The following is a 16,937-nucleotide window of genomic DNA, read 5'->3' on the forward strand; positions in this document are numbered from 1 at the left end:
TCTTGAACGTCTGTGGATAACTCGCCCCGTGTCCTTGCGACGCGCGCCGTCATCCACAAGCCGCTCGGCACGGTGGCGCCGCGTCGCCCGATACTCGCGGTCATGGAGCTCAGGTTGACCGTGGTCGACGTGCGCGGTGACGGTCATCCGCTGAATCTCCTCGTCACCGCGCCCGAGGGGGCCACCCTGGGCGAGCTCCTTCCTCTCCTGCCCCAAGGCTTTGCCGCCGAGCCCGACTGGTACGCGGCCGGTTCCGTTGTCCCTCCCGATGCGACACTCGGCATGCCGCCCCTGCTCCAGGGCGTGTGCCTCACGAATGCCGGGTCGACCACGGAGCGTCCCATTGGGACGGTCGTCGAGCTGCACGTGGTCGAGGGGCCCGACAGCGGCCAGGTCGTGCCGCTGGCCCTCGGCCGCACCCGCGTGGGTCGCAGCGCCGACTGCGAGCTGCAGCTGCACGACCCGTCCCTGTCCAGGGTGCACGCGCAGCTGCAGCTGGGGCACGACGGCATACAGCTGCTCGACCGTGGTGCGACCAACGGCACCTTTGTGGCAGGCGTGCGGGCCACCTCAGGGAACGCCGCCCGGGTCGAGGCCGGACAACGGATCCGGTTGGGCGGCTCCACCGTGGTGCTGCGGGTGCCGCGGGTGCCCCCGGCCGCGACGCAACCGGACGGCCGGGGCCACCTCGGCGTCAACCGCGGGCCGCGCGAGCAGATCACGACGCCGCCGGTCAGGCTGGCGCGGCCGTCGCCGCCAGAGGCGCCGGAGAGCGGTCGTATGCCGGTGCTCACGCTGGTGCTGCCCCTGCTGCTGTCGCTGGTGCTGGCCTACGTGATGGACAGCGCGGTGATGCTGCTGTTCGGGCTGATGGGTCCGGTGATGATGCTCGGCAGCCACCTCAGCGACCGACGAGGTGGGCGGCTGCGCCACCGGCGGCAGCGGGCGCGCCACGCAGAGGACTTGGCCCGGTTCGGGACGGACCTGGCCGGTGCACTCGAGCAGGAGCGAAGGCTTCGGCACCGTGCTGCGCCGGACCTGGCCGAGCTGCTGGTCACCGCACGCGAGCCCGGTGCCCGGTTGTGGCACCGACGACCCTCCGACAACGACTTCCTTCGTCTGCGCCTGGGCAGCGCCACGCTGCCTGCCGTGACCACCGTCACCGACCACGACGGGGGCGAGGACCACCCGCTGCTCGACGACGTGCCGCTGGAGGTGTCGCTGCCGCAAGTCGGCGTGCTGGGCGTCGCCGGACCAGCACCGGCGACGGCAGCGTGCCTGCGGGGGCTGGTCGGGCAGGTCGCCGGGTGGCACTCGCCGCGGGACGTGCGGGTGGTGGTGCTGGTGGCGGTGGCGCACCCCGCCGTGGTGGACGACTGGCACTGGCTGGTCTGGCTCCCCCACGCGACCGCAGCTGACGGGGCCACCGGTTACGGCCTGCTGGGCGATGCGGGCCGCCAGGTGCCCACCCTCCTGGCTGAGCTCGGCGCACTGCTGGACGAGCGGCTGGACTCGGCGCGTCGAGGAACGGCGGCGATGTGGGCGGGCCCGTCGGTCGTGCTCGTCCTGGACGGGGCCCGGCGGCTGCGCTCCGAGGCGGGGGTCGCGCGGTTGCTCAGAGAGGGACCGTCGGTCGGCGTGTACACGATCTGCGCGGACACCCAGGTGCCACGCCTGCCCGCCGAGACCGGCGCCACCCTCGACCTCTCCGGCACCGACTTCACCGCTCCCTACCGGTGTGCCGCCGAGCCGCCGGTGCGCTGCACCCCGGGACTCGTGCGGCTGGGTTGGGCCGAGCGGCTCGCCCGCCACCTGTCGGCGCTGCGCGACGCCACACCGGAGGACTCGACGGCGCAGCCGCCCGACGTCGCCCGGCTGCTGGAGGTCCTCGACGTCGACGCCACGGACCCGGCACAGGTGCGTGACCACTGGTCCGCTCGGCCACGGAGCACCGCCTTCGTCCTGGGGGCTGGCGCGGACTCACCGGAGATCGTCGACCTGCGCCGGGACGGGCCGCACGCCCTCGTCGGCGGGACCACGGGGGCGGGCAAGTCCGAGCTGCTCCAGACCATGATCGCGTCGCTCGCGCTGGCCAACCGACCGGACGAGATGGTGTTCGTGCTCGTGGACTACAAGGGCGGATCCGCGTTCAAGGACTGCGCCCGCCTGCCACACACGGTCGGCATGGTGACCGACCTGGACGGCCACCTCACAGCGCGAGCCCTCCGCTCGCTCGAGGCGGAGCTGCGCCGGCGCGAGCGGGTCCTCGGCGCAGTCGGCGCCAAGGACCTCGAGGACCACCAGCGCATCCGGCCGACCGACGCGCCTCTCGTCCCCCGCCTCGTCCTGGTCATCGACGAGTTCAAGATGCTGGCCGAGGACCTGCCCGACTTCATCGACGGCCTGGTCAAGGTCGCCGCGGTGGGGCGCTCGCTCGGCGTCCACCTCGTGCTGGCCACCCAGCGCCCCGGAGGCATCGTGTCGTCGGACATCAAGGCCAACGTCAACCTGCGCATCGCCCTGCGGGTGAGGGACAAGGCCGACTCCGACGACGTGCTGGAGGACCCGGCGGCGGCCGCGATCTCCGCTCGCACACCGGGAAGGGCGTTGCTGCGCACCGGGTCGGGGCCGCTGCGGCTCTTCCAGACGGCTCGAGTGGGTGGCCACGAGCTCCACGACGAACCCCAGACGGTGTCCGTGCGACCACTGGCCCTGACGACCTCCACCACCGCGAACACCAGCGATCCCGACGATGCGCACGCGCCATCCGACCTGTGCCGCATCGTGGACGCGGTCGCGAAGGCCGCTGTTGCCGCTGGGGTTCCGACGATGGCCTCCCCGTGGCTGCCGCCGCTCCGCGACAGCGTCGCGTTGCCACGGCATACCGGCTCTGCCACGTGGAGCATCCCGTATGCCGTGGCCGACCTCCCCGACGAGCAACGCCAGGAAACGCTGGTCTGGGACCTCGAACAGGACGGGCACCTGGCCTTCGCGGGCTCGGCCCGCAGCGGACGCACCACCGCTTTGCGGACCCTTGCCGCCTCGATCGCGCAGCGGCGCACTGCGGTGGAGGTGCACCTGCACGCCTTCGACGGGTCGGGTGGTTTGCGGGCGGTGGCGCGGCTGCCCCACGCCGGGGTCGTCGTGGCGCGAGACGAGCCGGCGCGTGGATCACGGTTGCTGCAGCGGCTGCTCGAGGAGGTCGCCCAGCGGCAGAGCGCCTGGGCCGAGCACGGCTACTCCTCACTGGCCGAGCAGCGCGAGGACGCGATGGCGTCGGGCGCCGAGCCCCTGCCCTACCTCGTCATCATGGTCGACGACTGGGACGCGTTCACCGAGACCTACGACGAGGTCGACGCCGGCCGTCCGGTGGAGGCGATGCACCAGTTGCTGCGCGAGGGCCCTTCCGTCGGTCTGCGGGTCGTCCTCACCGGCGGGCGCTCGGTCCTGCTGTCGCGCACGGCTTCCCTGGTCCCGCAACGGTTCTGCCTGCGCATGGCCGACGAGGGAGACCTGTTGCTCGCGGGGCTTCCTGCCGCCTCCGTCCCTGGGCGACTACCGCCGGGGCGGGCGCTGCGGGTCGGCGACGGGGCCGAGCTGCAGATCGCCGTGCTGCCGGACAGGTCACCGGCGGACGACCCCAAGAGCCCCGAGAGGTCAACGTCGGGCGAGGAGGCACTGGATGTGATCGGCGAGGAACGGTGCGCCGTCGACGGATCCGGTCGCGCGCAGGTGCGGCTGTTGCACCAGGTGGCCGACCGCTGCCTGAGGGACCCCGGTGAACCCGGCCGGTCGTCCCGACGGCTGCGGCCGCTTCAGATCGAACCGCTGCCTCGCACGATCTCCCTGACGCAGCTCGTCTGCCGTCCTGCTGGAGCCGCAGGCGTTGCCGCTGCGGAAACGGCGACCGGCTCAAGACACGCCCTGCCGCTGTTGCTGGGAGTGGGCGGCGACGACCTGCAACCCGTCACGATCGATCCTGGTGGGGGGTTGTCCTTCCTCGTCGCGGGGCCGGCCGGCAGCGGCCGTACGACGGCGTTGGAGCTGCTGGCGCGACAGCTGCTCGACCTGGGCCGTGTGGTCGCGGTGGTCGCCGAGAGTCGTTCTCCGCTGGCTGCTTTGGAGACCGAACCTGCGGCCCTCATCTTCGATCCGACCGATGTGCACGGCCTCCGGGTGGCGCAGCAGGAGCACACCGACTTGGTCGCCGTCGTCGACGACGTCGAGCGGCTCGCCGGCAGCGGTGTAGAGGAGGTGCTCATCGACCTTGTTCGCTCGGGGCGGCAGACCGGGGCCGGAGTCGTGTGTGCCGGCATGACCCATGAGCTGTTGACCCAGTTCCGCGGGCTCGCCGTGGAGGTGCGCCGTCAGCAGACCGGCTTGTTGCTGCACCCGTCGTCTCCGACGGACGGAGAGTTGTTCACTGTGCGGGCCAGTCCGTTGCGGGAGCGCCTTCCCGGCCGCGGTCTCCACGTCGAGCGGGGCCGGTTGACTCCGGTGCAGGTCGCCCTGCCACGCGCCGCTCACCAGACCTGACCTTGCCGGTCGCTTGCCCAATCGTCGGACAGTCCGGCCCGGGCCGGCCTGAACCCAGCAGCTGTATCAGCAGCTGGCGTGGGCGCTCCTTGCCCGTGGTGGCTGCCTACTGGGGGTGGCCCAACCGAGAACGGGGAAGCAAACATGGCCGGTACAGCAGTGGTTCTGCGGCGCATCGTGTGCCACCAGACGACCGAGAGCGGACACGACGAGGTCTTCTTCATCGGCAACGTCGTTCGCAAGAAGGGGGCCCACCCGGCCACCACGGACCAGGGTGACCTGATCGGGCCAAAGGCAGCCCAGGGCGCCAACGCCGGTGGCCCGGGCGGCGACAACTCGGCGTGGGACGTCAACGACAGCGGTGGCCTGTCCGACCAGTCGCTGAACGTCGAGCTCTTCGACGTCGACGTGGCTGCCGGCGAGCACGTCGTCGTGACGGTGACCTTCAAGGAGAGCGATGGCCAGAACCTGGCCGACCAGGAGGCGCAGGCCGCGGCTGCTGCCGGTGCTGCCCTCGCTGCAGTGACCGCGGCCTTTCCGCCGGCTGCCGTGGTCACCGCGCCAGTGGGTCTGGCGATCGGTGCGGTCAGCGCCGTCGGGCAGGCGTTCAAGAGCGTGTTGACCAACGAGGACGACATCCTCGGCTCGGTGACGCTGGTGCTCGAGGGCAGCGCGTCCGGCCAGCCGCAGTTGGTGCAGGTCGGCGCCACCGGACGGGTGCTGTGGAAGGCTTCGCAAGGCTCTCCCGCCGGTGCCACCATCGGACTGAGCGGTGCCGGGGCTGACTACCAGCTCACCCTGGGCGTCTCTGGTGCGGTGATGCAGATTCAGCCCACCACCAGCAACGCCTCGACGCCGCCGGTTGACAGCGGTCCCGTCCGACCGTGGCCGACGAAGCCGCTTCCGGGAAGGTCGCTCCCCGGAGGGTCGCTTCCCGGTAAGCCGCTGCCCACCTGGCACCGCGGAGTGGGGATCTGAGCGATCGGACGACCGACGGCCGGCCCGCCTCGTTCACGACCCGGAATCACCGTCCTCGGGCGGCCACGGGACGGGCTGGCCGAGCAGGGCATTCGCCCAGGCGCCGTGCACCGACTCGTCGTCGCTGGGGTGGAAGATCCCGGCCAGCACGTCGCGGTAGAGCCGCGACAGCTCGGAGCGGTTGAAGTAGGAGGACCCGCCCGAGACGCGCACGCACTGCTCGACCACCCGCAGCGCCGTCTCGGTGGCGCGCGACTTCACCGCCGACAGCTGCGGCATCCAGATCGCGCCGCGGTCCACGCCCTCGTCGACGTCGCGCGCCAGGGCCTCGATCTGCGGCGAGAGCGCGTCCAGCGCGATCGCGGCGTCCGCGACGCGCCACCGGATGTCGGGATCGTTGGCGTAGGGCGCGCCCTCGTTCTTCAGCGACGTGCGACGGTGCACCGTCTCGACGGCCAGCTCCAGGGCCCGCTGTGCGATGCCGGTGTAGACCGACGCGAGCAGGATCTCGAAGCTGGCGAAGATCCCGAAGATGAAGGGGTCCATGGTCGGGCCGGGCGGGATCCGGCGCACGATCCGGTCGGCGGGCGCGTGCGCTCCGGACAGGATGGTCGTGCACGACTGGGAGGCACGCATCCCGACGGTGTCCCAGTCGTCCTTGACCTCGACACCACCGCCGTCGCGGGTGATGAAGCCGTAGACCGAGTGGGGCCCGTCGTCCCCGCTCGAGTCGGTGCCGAAGGTGCCCATCCGCGTCCAGGCCGGGGACAGCGAGGTGAAGATCTTGACGCCGTGGAAGGAGAAGCCGCCAACACCGTCGGGCCGGGCCTCGCTGTCGGACCCGAAGAGCACCAGGTCGTTGCCCGGCTCGGAGATCCCGAACGCGAAGACCTCCCCCGCCGCGGCCTCCTGCAGCACGAAGTCCATCGAGTCCTCGCCGCCCGCCCGCACGGTCCGCGCGACGCCCATCCACACGTGATGCATGTTGACCGCGAGCGCCGTCGCCGGCGCGGCACCGGCCAGTCGGATCTGCTCACGGGCCATCTCGGTCAGCGTGAGCCCGCTCCCACCGAGCTCCTCGGGCACCATCGCGGTCAGGTAGCCGGCCTCGGCCAGCTCGGCGAGGTCCTCGTCGAAGAAGCGGTTCTCGCGGTCGTAGGCCGCCGCCCTCCCCCTGATCCGCTCCAGCAGCTCCTCGGTGAGGATCTGGCGTGGCGAGGCGGTGGTCATTGGGGGGCTCGCGAAGTGCCGAGTGAGTCACGTGCGAGGACCGCCGGGGTCCCCGCGAGGTATCGGAGCGAACTTGCGAGCAGAGACCTTCGCGGGGTGGTTTTGTGGGGTGCGGTCATACCGTTCTCCTCGGCAGCGGCGGCAGGGATCGCTCCCGACTCTAACCGGGCGGCCGCAGCACGAAGCGCTCGCTCAGGTGTTCCTCCACCGCGGCCCGGGTGTAGAGGAGCGGGAACGCCTCGTCGGCGGCCCACCGCTCGAACAGGTCGGCATGGTGCGGGCTGGTCGGCACCCCCGACTGCCCCGGCGCGTTCATCGCCACCGACCGGTCCCAGTCGCCGACATCGACCACCATCCGGAAGCTGGCGCCGGTCCGCTGGTCGAAACCGTCGTAGTAGCCGGTGCTGCCCACCGTGTCGCCGCTGCCGCCACGGGGCAACGGGCCGACCTGCGTCCACTCGTGCCCGGGCGGCAGGAGTGCCCGCAGCGGGTGGGTCAGCAGGGCGCGGTGCAGGTCGCCCCACCGCCACGTCGACGGCTCGGGCCCCAACCGTTGTTCGACCTCGGCGACGGCGTCCCCGAGGCTGGCCAGCACCACCTCGGCGATGGTGCCCTCCGGATCGGGGCCAAGCCTCTCCCCCGGCTCCAGCAGCAGCGACAGGTCCACCCGGGCGTCGAAGGACGCATCGGCCGGTGGCAGCACGAGGGACAGCGCCGCCGCGACGTCGCCTGCCGGCACGAGCTCGCGCAGCGCGGCCGTGAGCAGGGTCGGCCGCAGGTGCCGGTGGTACCAGACCTCGAAGAGCGCCGCCGCGGCCGAGTCCGGGCTCTCCACGGCGTCCCAGTCGCGCAGCAGGCGCAGCGCGCCGTCCACCCGCGACTCCGGAGAGTGCAGGCCGGACAGCACCGGCAGGATCTGCCGTGCGGGCACGCTCAGGTAGTCGCACTGCAACTGCACGCAATCGGCCACCGTCCACCCCTCGCGCCCGCCCAGCACCTCGGCGATGCGGTCGTGCCTGTAGGGGTGGTACCAGTCGTAGGTGATGGTGCGCTGGCCGTTCGGGTAGTCGGTCGGCAGATTCATCTGGTTGGCCGTTGCGAACCAGCCCTGCTCCGGGTCGCGGACCGCGGGCAGCTCTCTCCCGTCGAGGAACCCGTCCCACTCGAAGCGCCCGTCACCCGGCACCGGAAGCGTGCCGTCCCACCCGCGCCGCACCGGCACCCGGCCCGCCGGGCGCCAGCCGATCGTGCCGTCCGGCGCGGCATACACCTGGTTCTCCCCCGGCGATCCCCACCGGTCCAGCGCGGCGACGAACTCGTCGGGGGTGCCCGCCCCGGCATACGACATGCTGCCGAGGTATGGCGCCATGCCCGGTCCGAGCCAGGCGGCCCGCACCACACAGGCCGTATGCCGTTCGCGGTCCTCGTGCACGACCGGCCCGTGCCGGGTGAACCGCAACGTCACGGGAACCGGGTCGCCGTCTCGCACCGGCACCTGCTCGACGACCTCGGTCATCGCCTCATGGCCATCGCCGTAACGGTAGCGACCGGGGTCATCCGGGTCGGTCTCGTAGACGTAGAGATCTTCCTGGTCTATGGGAAAGATGGTGAGGCCGAAGGCGATTCGACCGTTGTGACCGATCGAAACCCCCGGCAACACCGGCTCACCGGCGCCGATGAGGTCAAGCCCCGGCGCGCTGAGGTGACAAAGGTAGCGCAGCGACGGCAGCGAGACCGCCCGGTGCGGATCATTCGCCAGCAGTGGGCGACCCGTCGCGCTGCGCTCGCCCGAGACCACCCAGTTGTTGCTTCCTTCGGGGGTCAGCCGCGGCCCGGGTCTGCGCCCCTCGCCCCCGTAGACCACCGGTGTCGTGGCGAGGCGGTAGACGTCGAGCACGTCGTCGGGGACGGCAGCGAGGTCGAGTCCCTCCGGCACCCGCAGCGGTGCCCATGGCTCCCGCGCCCGCCGCAGCTCCTCGACCTGTGGGCCGAAGTCGCGCAGCACCCGTGCCCGGGCCACCTCGTGCTCGAGGTTGGAGTAGAGCCCGTGGCTGCGAATCCGCGCCACGTCGGACGGGTCCCACTGCGCCGGCTCGTAGTCCAGCTCGGCGAACTCCGGCGGCAGGTGACGCGGCTGCTCACGGCACAGGTCGACATACGTGTTGATGCCCCGCACGAAGGCCGCTGTGATCCGCTGCGTCTGCGGCCCGTAGGCCTGCCACTCCGGCGCCATGTCGCCGCGGTAGAGAAACAGCCGGGCGGCCCGGTCGCGCTCGAGGTAGTCGCGGCCGAACACCTCCGAGAGCAGTCCCAGCCCGCGCCGCCGCCACAGGTCCATCTGGAACAGCCGGTCCCGCGCCGCGGTGAAGCCCTGCGCGGCGAAGAGGTCGTCCAGGCCGGCGGCGTAGAGGTGCGGCACGCCATACTCATCGACCAGCACCTCGACCTGTTCGCTCAGGCCGGGCAGGTCGAAGGCCGGCTCGTGGTCGCTCATCGGGGTCCTCCTGGGTGTGCGGGCACCTGCCATCATGGCGGCTCGACGGAGCAAAGGCGTTCAGCTTCGGCCGCGGTCGCCGCGGCCGGCGAGGGCCGCCGCGACGATGGCGGCCAGCGAGGTGACCAGCAACACGGCCCCGATCACGTCCTGTCCGGACTGGAACAGGCCCCACGCGACCGGCACAAGCAGCGCGTTCCACACGATGGCGGGCGTCCTCGCGGCCTCCGGCCGCCGCCACAGGGCGCGGGCCAGGAAGGCGAGTGCGCCCGCGAAGAGCAGCATCAGCACGACCGACATCAGCGAGCGCACCTGGTCGCCGGCCTCACCTCGGACCGTCTCCACCACGTAGAACCCGCTCAGGACCAGCAGCGCGAGCGACTGGGCCACCGTCACGCCGGCGGCCACCGTCCGGGCCGGACGGGAAGAGGGACGGGGGGTCGCGGTGTTCACCCTCAGGAGGCTAATCGCGGTCCGGCCCGGCCACGCAGCCCGGGCGAACCGAGGGGGGTGTGACACATGCCTCATGCCGTCGTGCAAGAATTTGCACCGACACCCTTGTCCTGTGCCCGGTGGATCTGTGAGGCTGGAACTCAGCGACTGACTTCCACGTTGTGTCGGCCGAGACCAAAGACGTTCCCAACGATTCACCCTTCCGTTCGCGCTGCACGGTGAGTAGCATTCACCGCGGCTCGACGGGACCGCACCGCTCGACCGCGCGCCGGAGATCCCGGAACGCGCAGAGCGAGCACCGACGAAGGAGCACCAACTGATGGACTGGCGCAACCGCGCTGCCTGCCTGGACGAAGACCCGGAGCTCTTCTTCCCCATCGGCAACACCGGACCGGCCCTGGCGCAGATCGAAGACGCCAAGGCCGTGTGCCGCCGTTGCCCCGTGATCGACACCTGCCTCAAGTGGGCCCTCGAGACCGGCCAGGACGCCGGCGTCTGGGGTGGCCTGTCCGAGGACGAGCGCCGCGCGCTCAAGCGCCGCAACGCCCGCGCCCGCCGCGCGGGATAGGAACTCTGGGCTCATTCCCCCCGCACCGACCGAAGCCGCGCGACGAACCTGACACAGGTCCCGCGCGGCTTCGCTGCGCTCCACGTGATGCTCCCGCGCAGGTCCTGGACGAGCGAGGTCACGATCTGGACGCCGAGACCGGACGTCGCCTCGTCGAACCCTTCCGGCAGGCCGACGCCGTCGTCGCTGACCGTGACCGTGAGCAGCTCGTCCGCGCCGTCCGAGCCACGCCGGGCATCCACCGTGACACTCCCTCCGACAGCGGCAAGACCGTGCTCCACCGCGTTGTGCACGAGCTCGGCCATGACCATCGCCAAGGCCGTGGCGTCCTCGGCGCGCAACCGCCCAAAGCTCCCCGTATGCCGTCCGCTCACCGGCGCGTCGCGGGTCGCCACCTCGACAGCCGCCTGCAGCGCGCGCACGGCGATCTCGTCGAAGTCCACCGTCTCGTCGAATCCCTGCGACAGCGTCTCGTGGACAAGGGCGATCGTCCCGACCCTGCGCACCGCCTCGTCGAGCGCCAGTCGTGCCTGCGGGTCGGTCATCCGCCTCGACTGCAGCCGCAGCAGCGCCGCGACGGTCTGCAGGTTGTTCTTGACCCGGTGGTGGATCTCCCGGATCGTCGCGTCCTTGGTGAGCAGCTCCCGTTCACGACGCCGCAGCTCGCTCACGTCGCGGAGCAGCACGAGGGCGCCGGTGCGCTGGCCGGTCTCGCTCAACGGGATGGCTCGGAAGGTGACGCTCACCCCCCGGTTCTGCACCTCGGTGCGCCACGGCTCCCGTCCGGTCAGCACCATGCCCAAGGTCTCGTCCACTGGTTCCTGCTCGCGCACGGCACCGGTGACCAGCTGCTCGAGCCGCGCGCCGACGACCTCGCCGCCGTGTCCGAGCCGGTGCACCGCTGACACGGCGTTCGGGCTCGCATAGGTCACCGCCCCCGCCACGTCGAGGCGGATCACGCCGTCACCGACCCGGGGCGCGCCGCGGCGGCGTCCGGTCGGCGCCCCGGCCGTGGGGAAGTCACCCGCGGCGACCATGCGGGCGAGCGCATCGGCCGTGGCGAGGTAGGTGACCTCGAGCCGGCTCGGGGTGCGCATCGTCGACAAATTGGTGTGCCGGGTCAGCACCGCGATGGGGTGTCCCTCACGGACGACCGGGATCGCCTCCTCGCGGATCGGCATGGCTTCGCGCCAGCGTGGTTCACCCTCCCGCACGATCCGGCGGTCGGCATACGCCTGCGTGATCCCCGGCCGCTGCGTGTTCTCCTGGTGCAGGCCGACCATGTCCTCGACGAACACCATGGGCCCCGTGGTGGGCCGCACGTGAGCAGCGGCGATCCAGCCTCCCTCGCGGTCGGGGACCCAGAGCACGAGGTCCGCGAAGGACAGGTCGGAGAGCAGCTGCCAGTCGCCCACCAGCAGGTGCAACCACTCGACCTGCTCGGGGCCCAGCCCGGTCCGGTCGAGCAGCACGTCCCTCAGCGTCGGCACGCCCGCGAGCCTAGTCCGAAGCCCTTCCCCCTCATCGCAATGTCCTGCGCCCTGGCTGCCGCAGCGACCGTCCCGCAGGACGTCCCGCAGAGGGCTCGGTGGGACGTCCTGCGCTCTGGTTGCCGCAGCGACCGTTGCGCAGGACGTCCGGCGCGACCCCGGTCAGGAGGTGACGGACCCGCTGCGGATCAGGCCGCGCAGGGTGCGCAGCGCCACCGACAGCGGCGCGATGCTCGGATGGTCGATCTGGTGGATCCCCGCGAGCGCCGCCCGAGCCCGCGCCAGCTGGTCGGCGTTGGCCTCCGACCACTGCTCGAGCCGCTCCGCGGGGGTCGATCCAGCCGTGCTGCTCTCGATGACCGAGGACGTCAGCGCCTCGAGCGTCGAGTAGAGGTCGTCGCGCATCGCGCCGCGCGCCAACGCGTCCCAGCGGTCGTCGCGGGGCAGCCCCGAGACGCTGGTGAGCATCGTGTCGATGCCGAAGTGCTCGGACGTCGCGAAGTAGATCGGTGCGACCTGCTCGGCCGGGTGGCCGGCACCTTCCGCCGCCTCGACGATGTCCAGCAGCGAGAACGAGTCGAGCAGGCCGGCCGACCGGACCGCGAGCTCGTGCGGCACGCCCTGCTCCTCGAGCTCAGCCGCCTTGGCGGCGAACCGCTCGCGCTCGGCGCCCTGCAGCAGCTCCGACATGTCGGGCGCGAACCGGGCGACCAGCTGCTCGAACCTGCGCACCTCGGCCCCGACATCCAGCCGGGACGGTCGGTTGTGCAGGAACCAGCGCGTGGCCCGGTCGAGCAACCGGCGGAACTCGAGGTAGAGCGAGGTCTGCGTCTCCGCCGACACCACGTTGTCGAGCGCCTCGACGGCGTCGACGAACGACGCCAGGCCGAAGACCTCGCGGCACACCACGAAGGCCCGCGCGATCTGCTCGCTCGACGCGCCGGTCTCCTCCGCGGCCCGGAAGGCGAAGGTGATGCCACCGCGGTTAACCATCGAGTTCACCACCGCGTTGATGATGATCTGCCGGCGCAGCGGGTGGTCGGCGAGCGCCTCGTGGTACTTCTGGCGGATCGGTTCGGGGAAGTAGTCGGCGAGCGTCTGCTGGAACCACGGCTCGTCGGGCAGGTCCGACCCACCGAGGTGGTCCTTGAGGGCGAGCTTGGCATAGGCCACCAGCACCGAGAACTCCGGTGAGGTCAGGCCGATCCCGGCGGACTGCCGCTTGTCGATCTCGGCGTCGGTAGGCAGGAACTCCAGGGCCCGGTCGAGCTCGCCCCGCTCCTCCAGCCAGTGGATGAGCCGCTGGTGCACCGGCAGCATCGCGTGCTCCTGCGCGCGGGCGTTGCCGAGCAGGACGTTCTGCTCGTAGTTGTCCCGCAGCACCTGTTGCGCCACCTCGTCGGTCATCGAGTGGAGCAGCGTGTTGCGCTCGTCGAGGGTGAGGTCGCCGTCGCGCATCAGCCCGGTCAGCAGGATCTTGATGTTGACCTCGTGGTCGGAGGTGTCAACCCCTGCCGAGTTGTCTATCGCGTCGGTGTTGATCCGCACGCCCGCGAGCGCCGCCTCGATCCGTCCGAGCTGGCTGCACCCGAGGTTGCCGCCCTCGCCCACGACCTTGCAGCGGATCTCGTTGCCGGACACGCGAATTGCGTCATTGGCGCGGTCGCCGATCTGGCTGTTGCTCTCGGTCGACGCCTTGATGTAGGTGCCGATCCCGCCATTCCAGAGCAGGTCGACCGGCGCGCAGAGGATCGACCGCATCAGCTCTGCCGGGGTCATCGAGCTCACGTCGTCGTCGAGTCCGAGTGCCGCCCTCATCTCGCCGCTGACCGGAATCGCCTTCAACGAGCGAGGGAAGACGCCACCGCCCTTGCTGATCAACGAGGAGTCGTAGTCGGCCCACGACGAGCGGGGCAGGTCGAACAGGCGCCGCCTCTCGGCATACGACGCGGCCGCCACCGGGTCGGGGTCGACGAAGATGTGCCGGTGGTCGAACGCGGCCACGAGCCGGGTGTGCTCGGACAGCAGCATGCCGTTGCCGAAGACGTCACCGCTCATGTCGCCGATACCCACCGCGGTGAAGTTCTCGGTCTGGGTGTTCACGCCCAGCTCGCGGAAGTGCCGCTTGACCGACTCCCACGCCCCACGGGCAGTGATGCCCATGCCCTTGTGGTCGTAGCCCTCGGAACCGCCCGAGGCGAAGGCGTCGTCGAGCCAGTAGTTGTAGGACTGCGCGATGCTGTTGGCCAGATCGCTGAACTTCGCGGTGCCCTTGTCTGCGGCGACCACGAGATAGGTGTCGTCCTGGTCGTGGCGCACGACCCGCTCCGGGGGCACGACCTCGCCGCTGACCAGGTTGTCGGTCACGTCGAGCATCCCGGAGATGAACAGCCGGTATGCCGACTGGCCCTCCGCCAGCCAAGCGTCCCGGTCGACCGCGGGGTCGGGAAGCTGCTTGGCGAAGAAGCCGCCCTTGGACCCGGTCGGGACGATAACGGCGTTCTTGACCATCTGCGCCTTGACCAGACCGAGCACCTCGGTGCGGAAGTCCTCGCGCCGGTCGCTCCAGCGCAGGCCGCCACGCGCCACCATGCCGAAGCGCAGGTGCACGCCCTCGACCCGGGGGCTGTAGACCCAGATCTCGAACATCGGCCGGGGATCGGGCAGCCCGGGCACGGCGTGGCAGTCGAGCTTGAAGCTGACGTAGGACTTGTGCCGCGAGTGGCCGCTGCCGGTCGCCTCGCCGGTGTCCTTGGTGCCGTCGTCACCGGTCTCGGTCGGCGCCTGGAAGAAGTTGGTGCGCAAGGTGGCCCGGATGACGCCGTGGAAGGCGCGGAAGATCCGGTCGTGGTCCAGGCTCGCGACGTCCTCGAGGCCCGCCTTGATCCGATCGGCCACCTCCTGCTCGGCTGCCTCACGGACCTCGGCGTCGTCACCGGCCGGGTGATCGGGGTCGAACCGTGCCTCGAAGTAGCGGACCAGCTCGGCAGTCAGACCGGCGTTGGAAAGCAGCGCATTCTCGACATAGGCCTGGCTGAAGGTCGAGCCGATCTGGCGCAGGTACTTGGCGACGGCACGCAGGACGACCACCTGCCGCCAGGTGAGCCCGGCGCCGAGCACCAGCGCGTTGAAGCCGTCGCTCTCGGCCGACCCGTCCCAGGTGGCGGCGAAGGCGTCCTGGAAGACCTCCCTCATGCCCTCCGCCCGGTCCCCCGTCCAGGCGTCCTCGGAGGGCGCGCGCAGTCCGAAGTCATAGATGTAGACCGTGGCGCCGTCAGTCCGGTCGACCTCATAGGGCCGCTCGTCGACGACCTTCACGCCCAGGTCGGTGAAGACCGGCAGCACGTCGGTCAGGACCACGGGCTTGCGGCGGTAGAGCTTGAACCGTCGCTCGCCCGCACTGCACTCGGGCGCGCGGTAGAGCGTCAGCCGCGTCGCGTCGTCGGACTCGAGCGCCTCGATGTGCTGGAGGTCGGCGATGCCCTGACGGGGGCCGAAGTCCTCCTTGTAGGCCTCGGGGAACGCGCGTGAGTAGAGGCTGAACAGCTTGCCGCCCTCCTCGTCGCCGTGCTCGCGACGGGCGACCTCGCCGAGGTCCTCCTCCCAGGTGCGCGCCGCCTCGACGAGCCGTTGCTGCAGCTGCGCCTCGTCGACCTCCGGGATCTCGGTGCCGGACTCGACGCGCACGACGAAGTGCAGCCGTGCCAGCACGGATTCCGAGACGCGGGTGGTGTAGTCGACGCTGGCGCCATCGAAGGTGTCACGCAGGATCTGCTCCATCCGCAGGCGCACCGCGGTGGTGTAACGGTCGCGCGGGATGTAGATCAGGCAGGACACGAACCGGCCGTACTCGTCGCGGCGCAGGAACATCCGGCTCTTGCGACGCTCCTGGAGGTGCAGGACGTCGGTCGCCACGTCATACAGCTGCTTGGTGCTGGTCTGGAAGAGCTCGTCGCGCGGGTAGTTCTCGAGCACCTCGAGCAGGTCCTTGCCGGAGTGGCTGTCGGGAGTGAACCCGGCCCGCGCGAGGACCTTGGCGACCCGCTCGCGGATGATCGGCACGCGTCGCACCGACTCGGTGTATGCCGATGACGTGAACAGGCCCAGGAAGCGCTTCTCCCCGACGACCTGGCCGTCGTCGTCGAACACCTTGATGCCGACATAGTCCAAGTAGGTCGAACGGTGCACCGTGGCGCGGGAGTTCGCCTTGGTGATGATGAGCAGCTGAGGCTCGCGCGCGGTGGCGCGCGCCTTGGGAGTCAACCGGCTGAAGCTGTCGGACTGCTTGTGGCTGCTGCGCAACAGGCCCAGTCCGGAGTCGGGCACCGGGCGCAGCACGTCCTCCCCGTCCTCCTCCGACAAGGCGTATTCGCGGTAGCCGAGGAAGGTGAAGTGTTCGTCGACCAGCCAGTCGAGGAAGCCGCGGGTGCGCTCGACGATCGCGGTGGGCACGCTGCTGGGCGGCGCGCTCTCGAGCTCCGCCGACACCGCTGCACAGGCCGAACGCATCGCTGACCAGTCGACGACCGCGCGCCGGACGTCGTTGAGCACCTTCTCCAGGGCCTGCTCGATCTTCGCGCACTGGTCGTCGGCGACCCGGTCGATCTGCAGGTGCATCCAGGACTCGTCGCTGGAGCCCTCCTCACCGTGCTCGGGGCCGGGCGTGGGGTCGACGTCGCGCACCTCGAGCAGGGCGCCGGACTCGTCTCGCCGGACGACCAGCTGGGGGTGCACCAGCAGGTGGACCATGTGGTCGTCACGAGCGAGCTCAGCGGTGACCGAGTCCACGAGGAAGGGCATGTCGTCGGTGACGACCTCGACGACCGTGTGCGGGCTGGTCCAGCCGCACTCCGCCTCGACAGGGTGGAAGACCCGGACCCGTGAGGTGTCCTCCGGTCGGGTCTGCGCCAGCTCACGGTGGGAGCGGACCACGCCGAGCAGGTACTCGGGGGTCTTGGTCAGCAGGTCCTCGGTCGCGACGTGCCGGTAGTAGCGGTGCAGCAGCCACTCGGGGACCTCACCTCCCCCGTCCTGGGCGAGCGCCGCGGTGGCGCGGAGCAACTCGGAACGGGACTGCTCGGCAGTAGCTGGCATGGCTGGTTTCATCCCTCACCATCGGCACCAATGACGCACGCCGTTGTGCGTCGCGTCGAGCCTATCCCTCGTGCCCACACTGCGAGATGGGGGT

The 16,937-nt window shown here is 70.9% G+C and carries 8 protein-coding genes; 3 read left to right on the plus strand and 5 right to left on the minus strand.

Going from position 1 to position 16,937, the window contains the following annotated elements; translation table 11 throughout:
- The first annotated feature begins 102 nt into the window (after window positions 1–102).
- Both FCN22_RS16225 and FCN22_RS16230 read left to right on the plus strand, forming a co-directional pair.
- On the plus strand, window positions 103–4,536 hold the full coding sequence (locus FCN22_RS16225; protein ID WP_137122604.1) for a type VII secretion EssC family protein: 4,434 nt from the start codon (window positions 103–105) through the stop codon (window positions 4,534–4,536).
- 144 nt (window positions 4,537–4,680) lie between these two features.
- A complete protein-coding gene (locus tag FCN22_RS16230) occupies window positions 4,681–5,514 on the plus strand; it encodes a hypothetical protein (protein ID WP_137122605.1) in 834 nt (277 codons plus the stop codon).
- 33 nt (window positions 5,515–5,547) lie between these two features.
- On the opposite strand, the gene FCN22_RS16235 is transcribed toward FCN22_RS16230, so the two are convergent.
- From FCN22_RS16235 to FCN22_RS16245, 3 genes are all read right to left on the minus strand, one after another.
- Window positions 5,548–6,744: an acyl-CoA dehydrogenase family protein gene (locus FCN22_RS16235; RefSeq protein ID WP_137122606.1), complete on the minus strand. Its 1,197-nt coding sequence runs from the start codon at window positions 6,742–6,744 to the stop codon at window positions 5,548–5,550.
- A 160-nt stretch (window positions 6,745–6,904) separates the two neighbouring features.
- Window positions 6,905–9,238, minus strand: a complete 2,334-nt coding sequence (locus FCN22_RS16240; protein ID WP_137122607.1) for a penicillin acylase family protein — start codon at window positions 9,236–9,238, stop codon at window positions 6,905–6,907.
- 60 nt (window positions 9,239–9,298) lie between these two features.
- Window positions 9,299–9,691 carry a hypothetical protein gene (locus FCN22_RS16245; RefSeq protein WP_137122608.1) on the minus strand — a complete coding sequence of 131 codons (393 nt, stop codon included), beginning with the start codon at window positions 9,689–9,691 and terminating at the stop codon, window positions 9,299–9,301.
- A gap of 319 nt (window positions 9,692–10,010) precedes the next feature.
- Between FCN22_RS16245 and FCN22_RS16250 the strand changes: the two genes are divergently transcribed.
- Window positions 10,011–10,259, plus strand: a complete 249-nt coding sequence (locus tag FCN22_RS16250) for a WhiB family transcriptional regulator (RefSeq protein WP_137122609.1) — start codon at window positions 10,011–10,013, stop codon at window positions 10,257–10,259.
- An 11-nt stretch (window positions 10,260–10,270) separates the two neighbouring features.
- Here the strand turns inward: FCN22_RS16250 and FCN22_RS16255 are convergent, their stop codons facing one another.
- Complete coding sequence (locus FCN22_RS16255) at window positions 10,271–11,749, minus strand: sensor histidine kinase (protein ID WP_137122610.1); 1,479 nt, start codon at window positions 11,747–11,749, stop codon at window positions 10,271–10,273.
- 162 nt (window positions 11,750–11,911) lie between these two features.
- The gene (locus tag FCN22_RS16260) at window positions 11,912–16,843 is read right to left on the minus strand and encodes an NAD-glutamate dehydrogenase (protein WP_137122611.1); all 4,932 of its coding nucleotides are present in this window, start codon (window positions 16,841–16,843) and stop codon (window positions 11,912–11,914) included.
- Window positions 16,844–16,937 lie beyond the last annotated feature (94 nt).

It is taken from the genome of Segeticoccus rhizosphaerae, assembly GCF_005222685.1.
Lineage (GTDB): Bacteria > Actinomycetota > Actinomycetes > Actinomycetales > Dermatophilaceae > Segeticoccus > Segeticoccus rhizosphaerae.